At 35.5% G+C, this 18,695-nt stretch carries 16 protein-coding genes and 1 pseudogene; 15 read left to right on the forward strand and 2 right to left on the reverse strand.

Features of this window, described 5'->3' with window-relative positions; genetic code table 11:
• Positions 1-167: 167 nt before the first annotated feature.
• Both COI44_RS19315 and COI44_RS19320 read right to left on the reverse strand, forming a co-directional pair.
• Complete coding sequence (locus COI44_RS19315; protein ID WP_098429388.1) at positions 168-467, reverse strand: hypothetical protein; 300 nt, start codon at positions 465-467, stop codon at positions 168-170.
• A gap of 122 nt (positions 468-589) precedes the next feature.
• A complete protein-coding gene (locus COI44_RS19320; protein WP_098429389.1) occupies positions 590-2,431 on the reverse strand; it encodes a terpene cyclase/mutase family protein in 1,842 nt (613 codons plus the stop codon).
• A gap of 398 nt (positions 2,432-2,829) precedes the next feature.
• Between COI44_RS19320 and COI44_RS19325 the strand changes: the two genes are divergently transcribed.
• The 15 genes and pseudogenes from COI44_RS19325 to COI44_RS19395 all read left to right on the forward strand — a co-directional run bounded on the left by COI44_RS19325 (position 2,830) and on the right by COI44_RS19395 (position 18,316).
• On the forward strand, positions 2,830-4,164 hold the full coding sequence (locus tag COI44_RS19325) for an aspartate aminotransferase family protein (RefSeq protein ID WP_098429390.1): 1,335 nt from the start codon (positions 2,830-2,832) through the stop codon (positions 4,162-4,164).
• Complete coding sequence (locus tag COI44_RS19330; RefSeq protein WP_098429391.1) at positions 4,161-4,859, forward strand: CoA transferase subunit A; 699 nt, start codon at positions 4,161-4,163, stop codon at positions 4,857-4,859. The genes COI44_RS19325 and COI44_RS19330 overlap by 4 nt, the downstream gene beginning before the upstream one ends.
• Complete coding sequence (locus COI44_RS19335; RefSeq protein ID WP_069032693.1) at positions 4,844-5,506, forward strand: 3-oxoacid CoA-transferase subunit B; 663 nt, start codon at positions 4,844-4,846, stop codon at positions 5,504-5,506. Before COI44_RS19330 ends, COI44_RS19335 begins: the two co-directional genes overlap by 16 nt.
• Positions 5,507-5,521: 15 nt before the next feature.
• Entirely contained in the window at positions 5,522-6,835 is a 1,314-nt protein-coding gene (locus COI44_RS19340) for a peptidase (RefSeq protein ID WP_098429392.1), read from the forward strand.
• Positions 6,813-7,676: a putative beta-lysine N-acetyltransferase gene (ablB, locus tag COI44_RS19345; RefSeq protein ID WP_098429393.1), complete on the forward strand. Its 864-nt coding sequence runs from the start codon at positions 6,813-6,815 to the stop codon at positions 7,674-7,676. Before COI44_RS19340 ends, ablB begins: the two co-directional genes overlap by 23 nt.
• Before the next feature lie 65 nt (positions 7,677-7,741).
• Positions 7,742-9,130 carry a sigma-54 interaction domain-containing protein gene (locus COI44_RS19350; RefSeq protein ID WP_098429394.1) on the forward strand — a complete coding sequence of 463 codons (1,389 nt, stop codon included), beginning with the start codon at positions 7,742-7,744 and terminating at the stop codon, positions 9,128-9,130.
• A gap of 253 nt (positions 9,131-9,383) precedes the next feature.
• On the forward strand, positions 9,384-10,814 hold the full coding sequence (gene kamA, locus COI44_RS19355) for a lysine 2,3-aminomutase (protein ID WP_098429395.1): 1,431 nt from the start codon (positions 9,384-9,386) through the stop codon (positions 10,812-10,814).
• Positions 10,814-11,092 carry a YokU family protein gene (locus COI44_RS19360; protein ID WP_098429402.1) on the forward strand — a complete coding sequence of 93 codons (279 nt, stop codon included), beginning with the start codon at positions 10,814-10,816 and terminating at the stop codon, positions 11,090-11,092. The genes kamA and COI44_RS19360 overlap by 1 nt, the downstream gene beginning before the upstream one ends.
• 184 nt (positions 11,093-11,276) lie before the next feature.
• Positions 11,277-12,698: an amino acid permease gene (locus COI44_RS19365; RefSeq protein WP_142329285.1), complete on the forward strand. Its 1,422-nt coding sequence runs from the start codon at positions 11,277-11,279 to the stop codon at positions 12,696-12,698.
• A gap of 631 nt (positions 12,699-13,329) precedes the next feature.
• Positions 13,330-14,148: a transporter substrate-binding domain-containing protein gene (locus tag COI44_RS19370; RefSeq protein ID WP_098429397.1), complete on the forward strand. Its 819-nt coding sequence runs from the start codon at positions 13,330-13,332 to the stop codon at positions 14,146-14,148.
• Positions 14,149-14,246: 98 nt separating this feature from the next.
• Complete coding sequence (locus tag COI44_RS19375) at positions 14,247-14,909, forward strand: amino acid ABC transporter permease (protein ID WP_098429398.1); 663 nt, start codon at positions 14,247-14,249, stop codon at positions 14,907-14,909.
• The gene (locus tag COI44_RS19380) at positions 14,896-15,618 is read left to right on the forward strand and encodes an amino acid ABC transporter ATP-binding protein (protein WP_098429399.1); all 723 of its coding nucleotides are present in this window, start codon (positions 14,896-14,898) and stop codon (positions 15,616-15,618) included. The genes COI44_RS19375 and COI44_RS19380 overlap by 14 nt, the downstream gene beginning before the upstream one ends.
• A gap of 10 nt (positions 15,619-15,628) precedes the next feature.
• On the forward strand, positions 15,629-16,474 hold the full coding sequence (locus tag COI44_RS19385) for a PfkB family carbohydrate kinase (RefSeq protein ID WP_098429400.1): 846 nt from the start codon (positions 15,629-15,631) through the stop codon (positions 16,472-16,474).
• Between the two features lie 56 nt (positions 16,475-16,530).
• Positions 16,531-17,311, forward strand: a pseudogene (locus COI44_RS24720) (sugar phosphate isomerase/epimerase family protein).
• 36 nt (positions 17,312-17,347) lie between these two features.
• Entirely contained in the window at positions 17,348-18,316 is a 969-nt protein-coding gene (locus COI44_RS19395) for an SIS domain-containing protein (RefSeq protein WP_098429401.1), read from the forward strand.
• The last annotated feature ends 379 nt before the right edge of the window (positions 18,317-18,695 follow it).

Consider the following 18,695-nt stretch of genomic DNA (forward strand, 5'->3'; position numbering starts at 1 on the left):
TTTATATTTTCAGGATAGTTGAATAAGGAATCTATCGTATATTCTTATTTTTTTATAAAATCACCCACACAAAGAGGCCTATAAAATCCCTCTTAGAAATAATTCAAAAGAGGAAGTTTATAGGCCCTTTATATTAAAAAATATTAAAAATTACTGTCTGCAATTAATTAAAACCAAGAACGTCTTCTACTGCTTTTTATCATATTCCACATTTCTTTTTGGTGATCAGGATCTTGTGGGTTTACGTTACAATTCATTAGCCATTGAGCCGCGTTTTCACGTTGTTCCGCAGTTATTGATACACTGCAGCAATCGGATAATCTATCAATCATATGACATGCACCTTCACGGCTTTTTAAATCATTTTTACGATATGAGCGAAGAATACTATAAATGCGTGGAAATTTGCGAGGATCACAAACTTTACCACAAAATTCTCTCATTAAGCTTGGGTCAAGATTTCCCATAAAGCCACTCCTTTATTGTTTAAACCATTAACTAAAATGACATACACACAAATATTTTTTCAACAATGTAGTATATGCAGTTAAGGAAAATAAGGACAAGGCGTTTAACTAGGAATTGCAAATTAGTCACTTGTCTCATATTTTTTTAGATAATGACTTAAAGTCAATAAGGGCCAAATATAACGATAGCTATGGTAATTTATATAAAAATGACCTGGTAATCCTCCACCTGTTGGATAGGTCAATCGCTTATCATGGACCTTTAACCAGTTTAAAATGTTTGCGATTCCATCATCAATTTCACTAGTGGGATAATCGTTGATCGAAATGAGCGTATCCACAACCCATGATGTATGAACAATTGTTGAATAAGAAAGAGGGATATACTTTCTTTCTATGTCACTTTTACAAGATTCACCCCAGCCACCATCTTTGTTTTTTATATTGAGTAGCCAGTTATTAGCTTTTTGAATACTAGGGTGACTTGAAGGGATCCCGACCGATTTCATACCAGTAATAGCGGCCCATGTTCCATAAATATATGAAATTCCCCAACGACCGTACCATGAACCATCTTCGTGTTGATGATGGATTAACCAATTAACCCCATCTTCAATTCTTGGATGAACCATATTTAATTTTAATTTGGATCCTAGAAATTCGATTGTTCGACCAGTCAAATCTGCTGTAGATGGATCAACTGCAGTATCAACAAAATTTTGGATAGGGAAGATGAGTTTTAAGTACTTGCTACTATTTTTTTCAAACGATGCCCATCCGCCGTCCTTATTTTGCATATCAAATAACCATTTCACTCCAGCGTTCCAAGATTTTCGATAATCGTCATCTATTAAAGAGAAATCAGTTGTTGCTCTTAAGACTGCTTGTGTATCATCTACATCAGGATTTTGAGTATTGCTATCTGAAAATCCCCATCCACCTAAACAAATCTTATGGTCTTTCTCGACAAGTGTATGTTGAAGAGAGACTAAGTAGTTAGAAGCGGACTCGATCGCTTTATCATTTATTGGCACACCTGCTTCCTGCAATGCGTAACTAGTAAGTGCTGTATCCCATATTGTCGAAGGGGAATTTTGGATATGAAGGGAATCTTCCAATTCAAATAGGAAAGATTTTATACCTAAAACAGCATTTTGAATTACGGGAGAAGTAGCTTGATAGCCTAATGAAAGAAGTGCATAAATTCCAATAAAAGTAGCGCTGGCATAACTAGATAATGTTCCATCCCTTTCAATATTTTGAAGAATATATTGCTCGGCCTTCTTAATAGCCACTTTGGATAATGAATTAATGAAAGGCATTTTAAAATTTGAGAATTTCCGCTTTTTATTCGTCGCTTTAAATTTATTGTTTGTAAACAAATGTTGTATTGTAGGTGTCCATTTATTTTTAATCGTAAATCTTTTATGTCCTAATATTAAAAGTGGAGCAAAGTGGAATCGAACATAAGAACTAAATTTAAAGAAGGACAAAGGAAAAAACTTTGGTAAATTCATTAAAAGGAGAGGGACTGGAAAAAAACTGGGCCATGGATACAATTCATGTAAAGCAAGCATAAATTTTGTGGAGACATGTACACTCTCTAATCCTCCATTTTGACGAATGAACGCTTCTGCTTTCTTCATTTTTTCATCAGTAATTTCTATATAACCCGAAAAAAGCAACGCGGTGTAAGCTTCTACAGTTACGGATAAATTTCCTGAGTCATCATCAAAAAGCTTCCAGGATCCACTGACATCTTGCTTTATTAATAAACGATTTACCAGTTTCTTAATTAGTTCTTCATCATGACATTCAATCGTTCTTAAAATAATAATCATATAGGCATCTGTCATAGGACCACTCTCGAAACAATATCTCCAAGATCCATCATCACTCTGATCCAATTTAATTTTATCTATTAAACTATCTATCTCAGCTCTAACTTTCTCTGATAAATCCATTTTTAATCTTCACCGCCAACTGATTGTGATCCCTATTTTTTTCACGTTAAAAATTATAAATTGGCAGCAGGGAATCTAACTCGACGTGGTTGCCAATTTTAAGGGTTAAGTATAAGTGCAACTACGCCTCTGACTTCACCTAAAAGGTTTTTCAGTCAACGAGTTTTCTTTATATAGATATGTATATGGCTATCAATTGGGGCGGGCAACTATCTGTACAAATCTTTTGTTAAGAAGTAAAAACAGTAAATTAATTTTTGATTACAGAGATTAAGTGTAAAAAATAAAAAGGAAGTATCTCAGAAAGCAAGAATACTAAAAAATACCCTCTATTTAAATTTCCAATATTTAGTAGTGTGGCTTTTTTCGTTTTATATAAGGAAGGGTGGGGATAAAAAATGGAAAGAGATTATTTAATTAAACCATTACTTGGCCAGCATTACCCTATGATTTCGCATGGAAAGGGTGTGTACCTATTTGATAAAGATGGTAATAGGTATATTGATGGTTCATCAGGCGCAATTACTGTAGGAATTGGGCATGGGGTTGAAGAAATCATTGATGTTATGACTGAACAAGCAAAACAAGTTTCTTTTGTTTATCGTTCACAGTTTACTAGTGAACCTGCTGAGAAGTTAGCAAAGAAGCTGAGTGATATCACTCAAGGTGATTTAAATTGGACGTTCTTTGTTAATAGTGGTACGGAAGCAACAGAAACTGCTATGAAACTAGCGATACAGCATTACCAAGAAAAGGGAATGAAGGGGAAGAATAAAATCCTCTCACGCTGGATGAGCTACCATGGCATAACAATTGGAGCACTATCTATGTCGGGTCACCCTTTAAGACGTCAAAGATTTGTACCAATCTTGGAGGATTACCCTTCAGTTTCACCACCATATTGTTATCGTTGTCCTTTCAACTTAGAACATCCATCTTGTGATTTAGCGTGTGCAACTGAATTGGAAACAGCTATTGATCGAATTGGCCCTGAACATATTGCAGCGTTTATTGCTGAACCAATTATCGGTGCTGCAGGTGGTGCGATTGTACCATCTAAAGGTTATTACCAAAGAATTAAAGCTATTTGTGAAAAGTATGATATTTTACTGATTGCAGACGAGGTTATGACTGGCCTTGGACGTACTGGAAAAATGTTTGCAATGGAGCATTGGGGTGTTCAGCCTGACATCGTTACGCTTGGAAAAGGATTAACATCTGGCTATACACCAATGGCTGCAACGATTGCTAGCGATCGAGTTATTGAACCGATTATGCAAGGTTCAAAGCTTGTAATGAGTGGACATACTTTTAGTGCCAACCCACTATCAGCTGCTGTTTCATTAGCCGTTATTGAGTATGTTGAAAAACATAATTTAGTACAGGCCGCAGAAGAAAAAGGTAATTATCTGTTGAATAAGCTTCAAGGATTAAAAGAGAAATTTCCATACATAGGAGATGTTAGAGGAAAAGGTTTGTTAATCGGCATTGAATTTATACATGATATTAAATCAAGTTCCTTTATTAAAAAAGTAATGACTAAGGGCTTACTTTTATACCCTTCTGTTGCTGGAAAAAACGGAAAAGAAGATTCAGCTTTCATGATTGCACCACCTTTAACGATTACTTATGGAGAACTGGATGAATTGCTTCAAATTCTTACAGAGGGTCTAAAAGAATTGGAAATGGAACAATCCCATCTAACTTATACAGCTCAGGGGGAAATCGTATGAATTTAGTTGAAAATACTTATAAAAAAATAGCAACAATGGAACAAATTCTTCAATTTTTTCATGACGACATGACACTAATGGTTGGAGGATTTGGAGGAGTCGGTTCACCGCCAACTTTACTTCAAGCATTATTTGCTAGTGGAGTTAAGGATCTTCACTTGGTTTGTAATGATACTGGATTTCCGGACATTGGTATCGGAAGGATGGTAAGGAATGAAAGGATTAAGTCAATTGTGACATCTCATATAGGATCGAATCCGTTTGCAGGGAAATTAATGACGGAAGGTAAGCTCAAAGTAGAATTTTCTCCGCAAGGTACGTTAGCAGAGCGTATCCGAGCTGGAGGAATGGGGCTTGGAGGGGTATTAGTAGATGTAGGTCTTGATAGTATGGCAGAAAACGGTAAAGAGAAAGTATCTGTAAAAGGTAAACAATTTCTAGTTGAAGAAGCTCTTAAAGCAGAAGTCAGTATTATTTTTGCAAAGAAAGCCGATCCATTTGGAAATTTGGTTTTTGACAAGAGTGCAAGGAATATGAATCCTCATATGGCTATGGCGGGGGATATTACGATTGTAGAAGCAGAAGAAATCGTACCACTTGGCTCGTTGAATCCTGAGGAAATCGTAACTCCAGGTGTGTTTGTTGATTACATAATTTCATCAGAAGGAGTGAACTGGAAATGGGCATGGGAATAGACTTTCGTCAAAAAATTGCAATGCGAGCTGCTAAGGAAATAAAAAACGGAATGATCGTAAATTTAGGAATTGGAATTCCATCCATTGTTCCTGATTACTTACCGGAAGATGTACATGTTATGTTCCATGCAGAAAATGGCGTTATGGGAATTGGACCGAGTCCTGAAAAGGGGAAAGAAGATGAAAATTTATGTAATGCGGGTGGTTTTCCGATAACTGTTTTAAAAGGATCTAGCTATTTTGATAGTGCTACTGCTTTTGGCATTATACGAAGAGGCCTACTAGATTTAACAGTTCTAGGGGCATTACAAGTTAGTGAAAAAGGAGATTTAGCAAACTGGATTGTACCTGGAAAGCGTGTACCAGGAATAGGTGGGGCGATGGATTTAGCTCAAAAGGCTAAAAGAGTAATAGTCGTTATGAATCATACTGATAAAGCTGGGAATCCAAAAATTGTGAAAGAATGTAGTTTACCATTAACTTCTAAATCTTGTGTTGATTTAATCATAACGGAAATGGCTGTCATTGAAGTAGTCGATGATACTTTGGTGCTTAAAGAACTAATGAGTCCATATACTGTAGAGGATGTAATCGAAAAAACTGGTGCGAAACTAGAAATTAGTACGGATTTAAAAATGTTTATATAGAAAAGGGTGAAGAGAATGAGTCATTACAAAAAAGTTATTCAAGATTATATAAGCGAAAATAAAGATAAAACAATTGATCTTCTTAAACAGCTAGTAATGGAAAATAGTGTGTCTGGTAATGAGAGTAAGGCACAAGCAGTTGTCCTTGAAAAATTGAGAGAGCTTGAATTGGATTTAGACGTATGGGAACCAGATCTAAAAGAAATGAAAGAGCATCCTTATTTTATTTCAACAAGAGATAGTTTTACTGGTAGTCCTAATATTGTTGCTACGCTTAAAGGAACGAGCGGAGGAAAGTCTATGATCCTAAATGGACATATTGATGTAGTTCCAGAAGGGAATATTCAGCAATGGACTTACTTACCTTACAGTGCAACCGTTGTAGATAACAAGCTTTATGGGCGTGGGGCAACTGATATGAAAGGCGGAAATGTTGCGCTAATTTTAGCAATTGAAGCAATAAAACGAAGTGGAATTACACTAAAAGGTAATGTTTATTTTCAAAGTGTAATTGAAGAAGAGAGTGGTGGTGCTGGTACACTTGCTACAATTTTGCGAGGATATACAGCTGATGGTGTTATTATCCCTGAACCAACAAATATGAAGTTTTTCATTAAGCAGCAAGGATCAATGTGGTTCCGTCTTAAGGTAAAAGGTAAGGTAGCACATGGAGGCACTCGTTACGAAGGTGTAAGCGCTATCGAAAAAAGTGTACTAATCATTCAACAAATCCAAAAACTAGAGCAATTACGAAATGAACGAATAGCTGATCCGTTATATGATGGAGTACCGATTCCGATTCCAATTAATATTGGAACAATTCAAGGTGGAACATGGCCATCTTCTGTTTCTGATTTAGTGACTTTAGAAGGAAGATTCGGAGTAGCGCCAAATGAAAGATTAGAAGATGCGAAAATAGAATTTGAGAATTGGATAGATAATATTAAAAATCTTGATGATTGGTTCGTAGAAAATCCTGTAGAAGTAGAGTGGTTTGGAGCAAGATGGGTTCCTGGTACTGTTGAAGCTGATAGTGAATTAGTGCAAACTTTGCAACGAAACTATCTTGAAACAATGAAACAAAACCCAGTAGTTGAAGCTGCACCATGGGGAACTGATGGTGGATTATTTACACAAATTTTAAATATTCCAATGATTGTTTTTGGACCAGGGGAGACAAAAGTAGCTCACTACCCAGATGAATTTATTGATTTAGATCAAATGTTTTTAGCTGCAGAAATCATTGCCTGTACATTAATTGACTGGTGTGGAGTTGAGGGCCAACAACAAGAAGGTGAGGGAGCATATGAAAACGAAAAAGTATTATGAAACAATTAAAGTTCAACAGGAAAACTATTATTTCGAAGGTGCTTTAGATTATTTTAATGAGCGAATTCGAGTCGATTTTTACTTAGGGAATGTATCACTACTAATCGAGAGAATAGAAAAACTAGCAAAAGAAAACAAATTTACTAAGCTGATCATTAAAGCAAGAAGTGAACATTTATATTCCTTCTTACAATCAGGATATATGATTGAATCTGCTTTGAAAGGCTATTTTCAAGGTAGTGATGGCTTTTTTGTTACGAAATATGCTAGCCAGGATCGAAGAAATAGTCTTTATTGGGCTGCTGGAGATGATATTTTAGATGCTGTTTTAAAGAGTGATCGATCAAAAGAAAAAGTAATTCCTGACGATTATGTTTTACGAAGAGCTGAAAAAAATGACTCAACTAAACTTGCTAAATTATATGGTCAAGTTTTTAAGGTATATCCTACACCTTTAAATGAATCCGCTTATGTTGAAAAGACGATGGATGAAGGGACTATTTATTGGATTTATGAGAAAGATGGAAATATTGTAAGTGCAGCATCTGCTGAAGTGGACTTCGGTCAAAGAAATGCCGAGCTAACAAATTGTGCGACACTTGAAGAGCATCGTAAGCATGGATTGATGAAAGAGTTAATGAAGAAGTTGGAACAGGATTTAGTAAGCCAATCAGTTTATTGCTCTTATACGATCGCGCGATCATTATCATATGGAATGAATGCAGCCTTTCATCAATTAGGGTATAAGTATACTGGAAGAATGACAAACAACTGCTATATCTTTGATAAATTAGAAGATATGAATGTATGGGTGAAGGATCTTTCGAAAGTAGGCTTTTAATGTCATACTGCCGAAAAATGAGCGTCAAATTGCTAATTTTTCGGCAGTGAAAGGATGGTTATGAAATGAACGCAACAATTCCAACTAATGAAATGATTAGTGCCATATTAAACAGTATCGATGAATCAATTCACGCAGTCGACAAAAATGGAATGACTATATTTTATAATCAAGTTGCGGCTGACCATGACGGTGTTTCAGTTGAAGAGGTTCTGGGAAAGCATGTACTAGAAGCTTTCCCTTCTTTAACGAAAGAAACAAGTACCTTATTGAAAGTACTAGAAACAAAGCAAGCGATTATACAACAGCCTCAACGCTATGAAAATATTAAAGGCCATTTTATTGATACAGTTAACACGACAATTCCAATCATTTTGGATGATCAATTGATCGGTGCTGTTGAAATTGCAAAGGATTATTCTACAATTAAAACGCTTGGTGAGAAGGTTTTAGACTTACAAGCGAGAATTAAACCACAAGTGAAAAAAGGAAAAGCTAAACAAATTCACTCATATACGATCTCAGATATATTAACGGATGACCCTGCATTAATTGCCGTTAAAAATCAAGTAGAAAAGGTAGCAAATGCAGACTCTGCAGTACTGGTAGTTGGTGAAACTGGAACTGGAAAAGAACTTTTCGTACAGTCAATTCACCATTGTTCAAATAGAAGTGAAAGCCCTTTTATTGCTCAAAACTGTGCTGCTTTACCAGAATCATTATTGGAAAGTATACTATTTGGTACGACAAAGGGTAGTTATACGGGAGCGATAGATCGAGCAGGGTTATTTGAACTTGCAGATGGTGGAAGCTTGTTTTTAGATGAACTAAACTCAATGCCATTAGAGCTTCAAGCCAAGCTATTAAGAGTACTAGAGGATGGAGTTGTTCGCCGGATAGGTGATCAAAAGACTCGTAAAGTTAATGTAAGGGTAATCGCTGCAATTAACGAATCACCTTTAGATTGCGTTCAAAACGGTATCATGCGACCGGATTTGTATTATCGTTTGAATGTGTTTTCTTTGTTCATACCGCCTTTAAGAGAAAGGAATTATGATATCGAGCTGCTCACGTCTCATTTTGTTGAGCAATTTAATGAACGTTTCTCAAAGAATATTCGTAATGTAGAACATACTGTATTTGAGTTATTCCACCAATATAATTGGCCTGGTAATGTCCGAGAACTAAAGCATACGATTGAGCATGCTATGATTATGGTAGAAGGGCATACTCTTACAGTTAAACATCTTCCGATTCAACTACAACAAATTAAGAAAAGTACTGACACAAAAGGAGTTCAGCCTTTACGTTCTGCAATGCAAGAAATGGAAATTTCGCTTATTAAACAAGCATTGCTACAAACAAATTCTAATATTCAACAAGCTGCAGCACTACTTGAAATACCTAGGCAAACTCTTCAATATAAGATTCAAAAGTTAAATATCGTAGTTTAAACTACATTTTAATCTCTAAAAAATCTAGTTTTAGCACTTCATTCAATAGCCAAACCGCCTAATTTTAGGCGGTTTTATTATTTTTGATTCATCTTGGGAAGATAGCAACTTAAGATTTTAACTTTAAAAAATAAAAAAACAGGCTGAATAGTTTGAATTTTCTATATTTGTGGCGTTTTTATTAAATAATTGTAAATTTTTGGCACGGCTCTTGCTATATATTAAAACAAACAGTTTGAAAGGGGATGTAAGTATGGTAAATGCAGTCTATGCTCCAAAAAGACATTGGAAAGAAGTTGAATTATGGAAAGATGTAACAGATGAACAATGGAATGATTGGGTTTGGCAACTTACAAATACCATCAAATCATTGGATGAGTTAAAGCAAGTAATTAACCTCACGCCTGACGAAGAAGATGGGGTACGAATTGCGACAAAAACAATTCCACTAAACATTACCCCATATTATGCATCGTTAATGAATCCGGATGACCCACGTTGTCCAGTTCGTATGCAATCAGTTCCGATCTCTGCGGAGATTCATAAAACTAAGTATGATTTAGAGGACCCACTACATGAGGATGAAGATTCTCCTGTTCCAGGTTTAACACATCGTTATCCAGATCGTGTCCTATTTTTAGTAACAAATCAATGCTCAATGTACTGTCGTTACTGTACTAGACGTCGCTTCTCAGGACAAATTGGAATGGGAGTGCCAAAGAAACAGCTTGATGCTGCTATTAATTACATTAGCAAAAATCCTCAAGTGCGTGATGTACTTATTTCAGGTGGGGATGGTCTTTTAATTAACGATAATATTTTAGAGTATATTTTAAAAAATTTACGTGAAATTCCACATGTGGAAATTATCCGTATTGGTACAAGGGCACCTGTAGTATTCCCACAACGTATTACTGAAGATCTTTGTAATATCTTAAAAAAATATCATCCAGTTTGGTTAAATACTCACTTTAATACTTCAATCGAAATTACAGAGGAATCGAAACGAGCTTGCGAAATGCTTGCAAATGCTGGTGTACCGTTAGGAAACCAAGCTGTAATCTTGGCTGGAATTAACGACAGTGTACCAATTATGAAAAAGCTAATGCATGATTTAGTTAAAATTCGTGTTCGTCCGTATTATATTTACCAATGTGATTTATCAGAAGGTATTGGACACTTCCGTGCGCCTGTTTCAAAAGGTTTAGAAATTATGGAAGGATTACGCGGCCATACTTCTGGATATGCAGTACCAACATTTGTAGTAGACGCACCGGGTGGCGGAGGAAAAATTTCTCTTCAACCAAATTACTTAATTTCTCAAAGTGCTGATAAAGTTGTTCTTCGTAATTTTGAAGGTGTAATTACTACTTATCCGGAACCACAAAATTACGTACCAGGTAGAGCAGAAGCATACTTTAAAGAAATTTATCCTAATATGGATGAAAAACGTTCCAATGCAGGAATCGCAGGATTGATGAATGAAACAAAATTCAATCTTGTACCAGAAGGTTTACAACGTATGGAAGTTCGTAAAACATATGCAACAAACCCAGAGCATGCTTCATTGAAAGATAAGCGCGATAAACGCGACGAGTTAAAAGAAAAGAAATTCCAAGCACAGCTTACAAAAATCCAAGTTAGTGAAAAACTAGTAGGAAGTGCGCAAGGAGACGCTGAATGATGAAATGTCAGTGGTGTGAATCAGCTAATATAGTTGAATCAACAAATACGGTCTACTGGGAACTTCCTGATGGTACGAAGGCAATTGAGATTAAAGAAACACCATGTATCATTTGCTTAGATTGTAAAATAACATATCAAACAGATGATACTGTTGGTGCAATTGAGGAGCAATTATACTTAATTAACACAAAGCTGCTTGGTAAAACAACTTCATATAATGAGTTGATCGAGCAACAAAGATTATTAAAGAAGAATTATTTTGATTTTTCCAAATAAGAAATGAGAAGCGACTATTCGCTTCTCATTTTCTCTAATGTTCAAACTTTTTCCTAATCCTGCCAATGGATGTTAAAGAAAGCAGAAAATTATCGAATCCAAAAAACGACTGAAAAGGAGTATTTTAATGAAAAATACGGTAAATACAATAACAGTCATTGATTCTGAGAATCATATTCCTTCTATGCCTCAAGAGTTAAAGCGGGGATTAAAACCTCGTCATATTACAATGATTTCACTAGGAGGAACAATTGGAACAGGTCTATTTTTGGCAAGTGGAGGTGCAATCCATAATGCAGGACCAGGTGGTGTTCTTTCGGCATATATAGCGATTGGAATAATGGTGTACTTTTTAATGACAAGCCTTGCTGAGATGGCTACATATATGCCAGTTGCAGGATCTTTTAGTACATACGCAACAAAATTCGTTGATCCTGCACTTGGTTTTGCACTTGGCTGGAATTACTGGTATAACTGGGCAATTACGATAGCAGCTGAATTAGCTGCAGTTACAATGGTTATGAAATTTTGGTTACCACATACATCCTCACTATTATGGAGTTCATTATTTCTAATTATAATCTTTCTGTTAAACTATCTGTCTGTTAAAGGATTTGGAGAATCTGAATACTGGTTTTCTATTATAAAAGTTGTTACAGTAATCATTTTTTTAATTTCGGGATTTTTAATGGTTTTTGGAATTATTGGTGGAGAAGCAGTAGGGTTTAAAAACTTTACAGTTGGTGATGCTCCTTTTCATGGAGGATTTATGGCAACACTTGGAATCTTTATGGCAGCTGGATTTTCTTTCCAAGGTACTGAGTTATTAGGAGTAGCAGCAGGGGAGAGCGAGGAGCCAGAGCGAAATATTCCTCGTGCGGCTCGGCAAATATTTTGGCGTATTTTATTATTTTACGTATTATCTATATTTGTAATAGGTCTACTAATACCATATACAAATCATAATCTAGCAAGTGGAGATGTAGCAGTTAGTCCATTTACATTAGTTTTTGATAAAGCTGGCATTGCATTTGCAGCGTCAGTAATGAATGCAGTGATCTTAACGGCGGTTTTATCAGCAGGAAACTCAGGAATGTATGCTTCAGCTCGAATGCTGTGGGATATGGCTCGTCAAGGGAAAGCTCCAAAAGCATTAGGTAGGTTAAATAAAAGGGGTGTACCTGTTAATGCATTAATCATTACAGCGGCAGTCGGTACATTAGCATTTTTAGCTTCACTATATGGTGACGGAGTTGTTTACATTTGGTTACTTAATGCTTCAGGTATGTCTGGTTTTATTGCTTGGCTTGGAATAGCAATTTGTCATTATCGATTCCGCCAAGCATATGTAGCACAAGGGAAGAATTTAAATGACCTACCGTATAAAGCGAAATGGTTCCCGTTCGGACCAATATTTGCTTTCGTCCTATGTGGGGTCGTTATTCTTGGACAAAACTATGCAGCATTTATGGGTAAAACAATTGACTGGAATGGTGTACTTGTTTCATATATAGGTTTGCCATTATTCCTTGTTTTATGGATTGGATATAAACTAATAAAAAGAACAAAAATTGTTCAGCTTAATGAGTGTGATTTGGAGAATTGAATGTGAACAATATATTTAAGATCTAGCTTTTAATTGAATAGTAAATTGTTTGGAGATGTAATTCATATTTGAATTAGCATCTCTTTTTTTTATCTGAAAATTCGGTATTATTTATAATTTAAATCTGATATAGATCGAAGAAGTACTAAGTTGAAAAGCTATATTTTAACAGACTACAGAGAGTACTCATTTTATTGGTACCAAAATGTTATTCAAACTAATGGGGAACAACTTGATTAATTAAAAATATATGAAATAACGTACATATTTGTATATGAATATGTACGTTATTTTTATATTAATCTATTATTTCCTTTCATTATTAAACCAGATTCCCTAAGTAGTTCCTTAGTTAAGAATAGGGAATTCTATCAATATTGATAGCATGTTTCGTAGTAAAACTAAAATTGAAGAAACAGAACAAGTCATTGTTGTAATGATCAACAGTTTTTCTTATATAACCTCTTTATTTCTTTAATAGACTTTTAATTGAAAATTTTCAGAAATATTATTGACTTTATGGGACTTATTCACTAATATAATGTTATATAACGTTATTATATGTTTTGGATGGTATTAGTATATTATGTAAGTAAAAAATTCTACTAAACTACTAAGGGGGAATAAAGAGATGAAAAAAGCATTAGTTAAAAAAGTAAGCGGTATTGCATTATCTGGTTTACTTGCGATCTCATTGGCAGGTTGTGGAACAGCTGAAAAAACAGCATCAAAATCGGGGCTAGAAGGAATTAAGCAAAAAGGCAAAATTGTTGTTGGGATGATGGCAGCTACACCTCCTTATGAATTCCATACTGTTGATGGCGGAAAAGATAAAATTATTGGTTCTGATATTAAATTACTAGATCAAGTGTCTAAAGATTTAGGTGTTAAATATGAAATAAAAGATATGGACTTTGATGGTTTATTAGTTGCTCTTCAAAGTGGAAAAATTGACATGATTATTTCAGCTATGAGCCCAACAGAAGAAAGAGAAAAGAATGCTGACTTTTCGAACGTATACTATAAGGATCGACATGTAATGATTGTTCGAAAAAGTGAATTGGACAAGTTTAAGACGAATGATAGCTTAAAAAATGCGAAAATTGCTGCAATTAAATCTTCTGTACAAGAACAAATAGTAGAAAAGCAATTTCCTAATGCTGATTTAAAACTATTAGGAAAATCAACTGAATTAGCAATGGACTTAGCTGCTAAAAAAGTAGATGCAGTTTTAGTAGACCGTCCAACTGCTACGCTACTTGTAAAGAGTAATCCTAGCTTAGCAAAAACAGAACTTCTTTTTGATGACGACACAGCTGGGGCAGCGATTGCAATGCCTAATGACTCAGATAAAGCATTAGTGGATGCGGTTAATAAAACGATTGATAGAACAAAGCCTGAATATGAGAAATGGTTAACTGATGCAATGTCGAAAGTAAAACAAAATTAAACTAAATTCTAAATATGAGACAAATGAAAGCGTTTTTCTAAAACTTTTGATCATACCGTTTATCACATATAAAACAATATTCAAAAGGGGGGAGTCACTTGAATTTTTCATTCCTTGGAACCTATTATCAATTTTTTATAACAGGAATCTATCTAACAATCATTCTTGCGTTGATAGCGGTTGTTTTAGGAAGTATCCTTGGCGTTGCTTTAACCTTATTAAGACGTTCTAAATATAAAGTCGTTAAACTAATTGGAGACATTTATGTAGAATTCATCAGAGGTACACCACTACTAGCTCAAATTTACATTATTTACATTGGTGTACCTGCTCTTTTTAGCGGTATGGATATACCAGACTTAGCAGTAGGTGCAATCGCTTTATCACTTAATGCCGCAGCCTATATTTCAGAAACCATTCGATCTGGTATTGAAGCAGTTAGCAAAGGTCAAATGGAAGCAGCAAGAAGTTTAGGGATGAGTCAGAGAACCGCGATGTTTGATATTATCATGCCTCAAGCATTCAAAAATATCTTGCCTGCACTAGGTAATCAATTTATTGGGAGTATTAAGGATTCTTCAATCGTATCGGTTATCGGAGTAGCTGAGCTAATGTATGAAACCACTATTGTTAGGGGAAATACGGCACTAGGATTAGAACCCATTCTAGTAGCCTCTCTTGGTTACCTAGTATTGACATTTACATTGTCCAGATTACTAGGGATTGTTGAAAGGAGGTTGAAGACTAGTGATCGTCGTTAATGATTTACATAAGAGCTTCGGAAAAAGTGAAGTTTTAAAAGGAATAGATGTAACAATTAAAAAGGGAGAAGTAGTTGTTGTAATAGGTCCTTCTGGTTCTGGTAAAAGTACGTTCCTTAGATGTCTTAACCTATTGGAAACACCAACAAGCGGGAACATTTTAGTAAATGAGCAAGATATTACAGCCAAGAAGGTCAATATAGACAAAGTAAGAGAAAAAATGGGAATGGTTTTTCAGCAGTTTAACCTTTTTCCACATAAAAATGTTTCTCAAAATATTTGCCACGCTCCAATTAAAGTAAAGGGGTTGAAGGGGCCAGAAGCAAAGAGTTTAGCAATAGAGCTATTAAAAAAAGTCGGTCTACTAGAGAAGATTGAAGCATATCCATCATCCTTGTCTGGTGGTCAGCAGCAGCGGATCGCTATCGCAAGAGCACTGGCTATGAAACCAGAGGTTATGTTGTTTGATGAACCGACATCTGCCTTGGATCCTGAAATGGTTGGAGAAGTTTTGGCAGTAATGAAGGGACTCGCAAAAGAAGGAATGACCATGGTAGTTGTTACGCACGAAATGGGATTTGCAAAAGAAGTGGGTGACCGAATTCTGTTCATTGATCAAGGTAAAATTTTAGAAGAAAATAACCCGAAGGAATTTTTCGAAAATCCAAAGCACCCAAGGACAATTGATTTCTTATCAAAGGTATTATAAGTGAGGTTAAATGATGAAAGTAATAGGATTAGGTGACAATGTTGTAGACAAATATGAACATATTCGCACAATGTATCCCGGAGGAAATGCATTAAATTTCGCGGTATACGCTAAAAGGCTTGGCGTGGAGGCTGCATTTCTAGGCGCATTTGGAACAGACAAAGAAGCTGAACATGTGCAGGATAGCATTAACCAAATAGGATTAGACATTAGTCATAGCAGAGTTTATGAAGGCGAAAACGGTTGTGCAAGAGTAAACCTAAAAGACGGGGATCGAGTATTTATAGGGAGTAATCGATGCGGAGTACTAAGGGAACAAGGATTAAATTTAACAGTTGAAGATTTAAATTATATTAAAGAATTTGATTTAGTACACTCAGGATTATATGGATTTGCAGAAGAGGAGTTACCAAAAGTTAAAGAATTAGGTGTTCCTATTGGCTTCGATTTTTCATCTGATTTTACGGAGAATAAAATAAACGAAATCGCTCCATTAGTGGATTACGCCTACTTTTCATGTAGCCATTTAATATTAGATGAAATGCTTAATCTTATGTTAAATGTATCAAATATGGGATGTAAATTGGTGCTATGTACCATGGGAGAAAAAGGAGCTCTATTATTTAATGGAACTAAATTCTATATACAGGAACCAAAGCTTGTAAAAGCAATTGACACGATGGGTGCAGGGGATTCCTTTATTACTAGTTTCATGGTGAACTACTTAAACAAACTAAATGATGGCATTTTAGATGAAGATCAAATCATTACTGACAGCCTTGCAAAAGCAGCTGACTTCTCTTCAAAGCAATGCTTAGTTGATGGTTCCTTCGGATATGGGAAGGTTTATGAATAATGGGTACAAATCCATTAATAAGTAGGGAACAAATAGCCGGGGTGAATATCCATTATATGCGCTACTCATTGGATTATTTTTTGGATGCTCAAGTGGCAGCGGGAATTAAAAGCCTGGAGTTTTGGACAGGCGTTCCTCATTATTATTTAGATCCAATGACTTACTCTGACTGCAAAGAACTAAAGCATAAAATTAACTCAAGAGGTTTGGAAGTAAAGGTTTTTACACCAGAAAACTGTATGTATCAATATCAGTCTGCAGCTTCCAAACCAGAAATTTTTGAAAAAAGCTTTCAATATTTTTCAAACGGAATTAAAGCAACAGCTGAATTAGGCTGTCCAATCATGCAGTGCAATTCAGGATGGGGCTACTATGATGAAAATTGTGAAGAAGCTTGGAAACGATCCAGAGATGCTCTCAAGGTTAGCTGATGTAGCTCAACGTGAAGGGATTACATTAGCGTTGGAAAGCTTACGTCCAGAGGAATCTAATCTTGTAATTACCGTTAATGATGCAAAAAGAATGTTTGATGAAATTGACCATCCTAATTTGAAGATTCTCATTGATACGACAGCAATGGGAGTAGCAGGTGAAACATTGCAGGACTGGTTTGATATTTTTGGTAGCGAAATTGTCCATATGCATTTTGTTGATGGAAATCCTTATGGACATCTTATCTGGGGTGATGGCACTCACAACTTGAAAGAATTTTTGATGACGCTTAAAAAGAATGGTTATACAGGTTATTTAGCGCAAGAAATTACGGATGCTAGGTATTTTAAAGACCCCGCTAGTCATGACATTAGAAATATGAAGGCTTTTGAACAATATATGTAAAATCTATAAAAATTAACTTTATTGGAGGAGAAACAAGTGGAATTAAAGTACATAATTAAACAAATCCAAGAAAAACAGCCTGATATTAAGAGTGTATTTTTTGTAGGATGTGGTGCTTCAAAGGCGGATTTATATCCAGCAAAATATTTCTTAGAAGGAAACGCGAAGCAAGTTCGTACAAGCCTTTTTACAGCGAATGAATTTAACTACGCTACTCCGGTTTCCGTTGATGAAACGAGTATCGTCATCACATGCTCATTAGGTGGCACTACTCCGGAAACTGTCACAGCCACTTCAAAAGCAAAAGAGCTAGGAGCACATGTAATTGCGGTTACACATGTTGAGGATGCTGCTATAACAAAAGATGCTGATTATGTTGTATACCATGGCTGGGAAGCAAACTATGCAGCTAAATTAGAAAAAATGACGAAGGTTCTTGGCCTTGCAGTTGAAATACTCAATCAGTTTGAAGGATATGAGTACTACGATAAAATGTTAGATGGCTTCTCAAAAATCTATGCTCTAATTGAATCGTCAGTAGAGACGGTCCTGCCACAAGCAAAAGCATTTGCCGAAGCTTATAAAGATGAACCAAATATTTACGTAATGTCTAGTGGCGCAACTTACGAAGTTGCATATGCTTTTTCAATCTGCTTACTAATGGAAATGCAATGGATCAACTCAGGAAGTTTCCACGATGGTGAATTCTTCCATGGACCTTTCGAAATCGTAGACAAAGGTGTACCATTCCTACTATTAATGAATGATGGCCGCACAAGAGCAATGGATTCAAGAGCACTAGAATTCCTAAATCGCTTCGATGCAAAAACGACTGTAGTTGATGCAAAAGACTTTGGATTAGGCTCTGTCATCGCAAAAGAAGTAGTTGACTACTTTAACCCAATGCTAATTACAGGTGTAGTCCGAACATACGCAGAACAATTATCAATTGCTCGTAATCATCCACTGACAAAAAGAAGATATATGTGGAAACTAGAATACTAATCTATCATTCTACAATGAAGCGAAACAGGCATCGAGTATAGCGATGCCTGTTTGTCGTGGTGAAATGAAGTGTATTTTAAAAATGTGAAAGTGCAAATAAAAATGCTATAACTGCAAATAAAAATAACAAATCTGCAATAAAAAAAAGTCAAAACTGTAAATAAAATCGGGTTAACTGCAAATAAGGTCGCTAATTACAAGAAAACTTGGGTGAATCGATTTTAATGCGTAGCAAATGTCCGAATGAATTATGGCTTTCAATTTGATTAATATAAGGATATTTGTAACTGCAAATGATTATTTTAGAATCTTTATAGTGTAAACTTCTATTGATGCATAAGTTGATTGGAACGAAAGGGGGCTCGACTCCTATGGGATA

Origin of the sequence: Bacillus sp. AFS088145, from assembly GCF_002564465.1 — a bacterium.
GTDB lineage: Bacteria > Bacillota > Bacilli > Bacillales > Bacillaceae_G > Gottfriedia.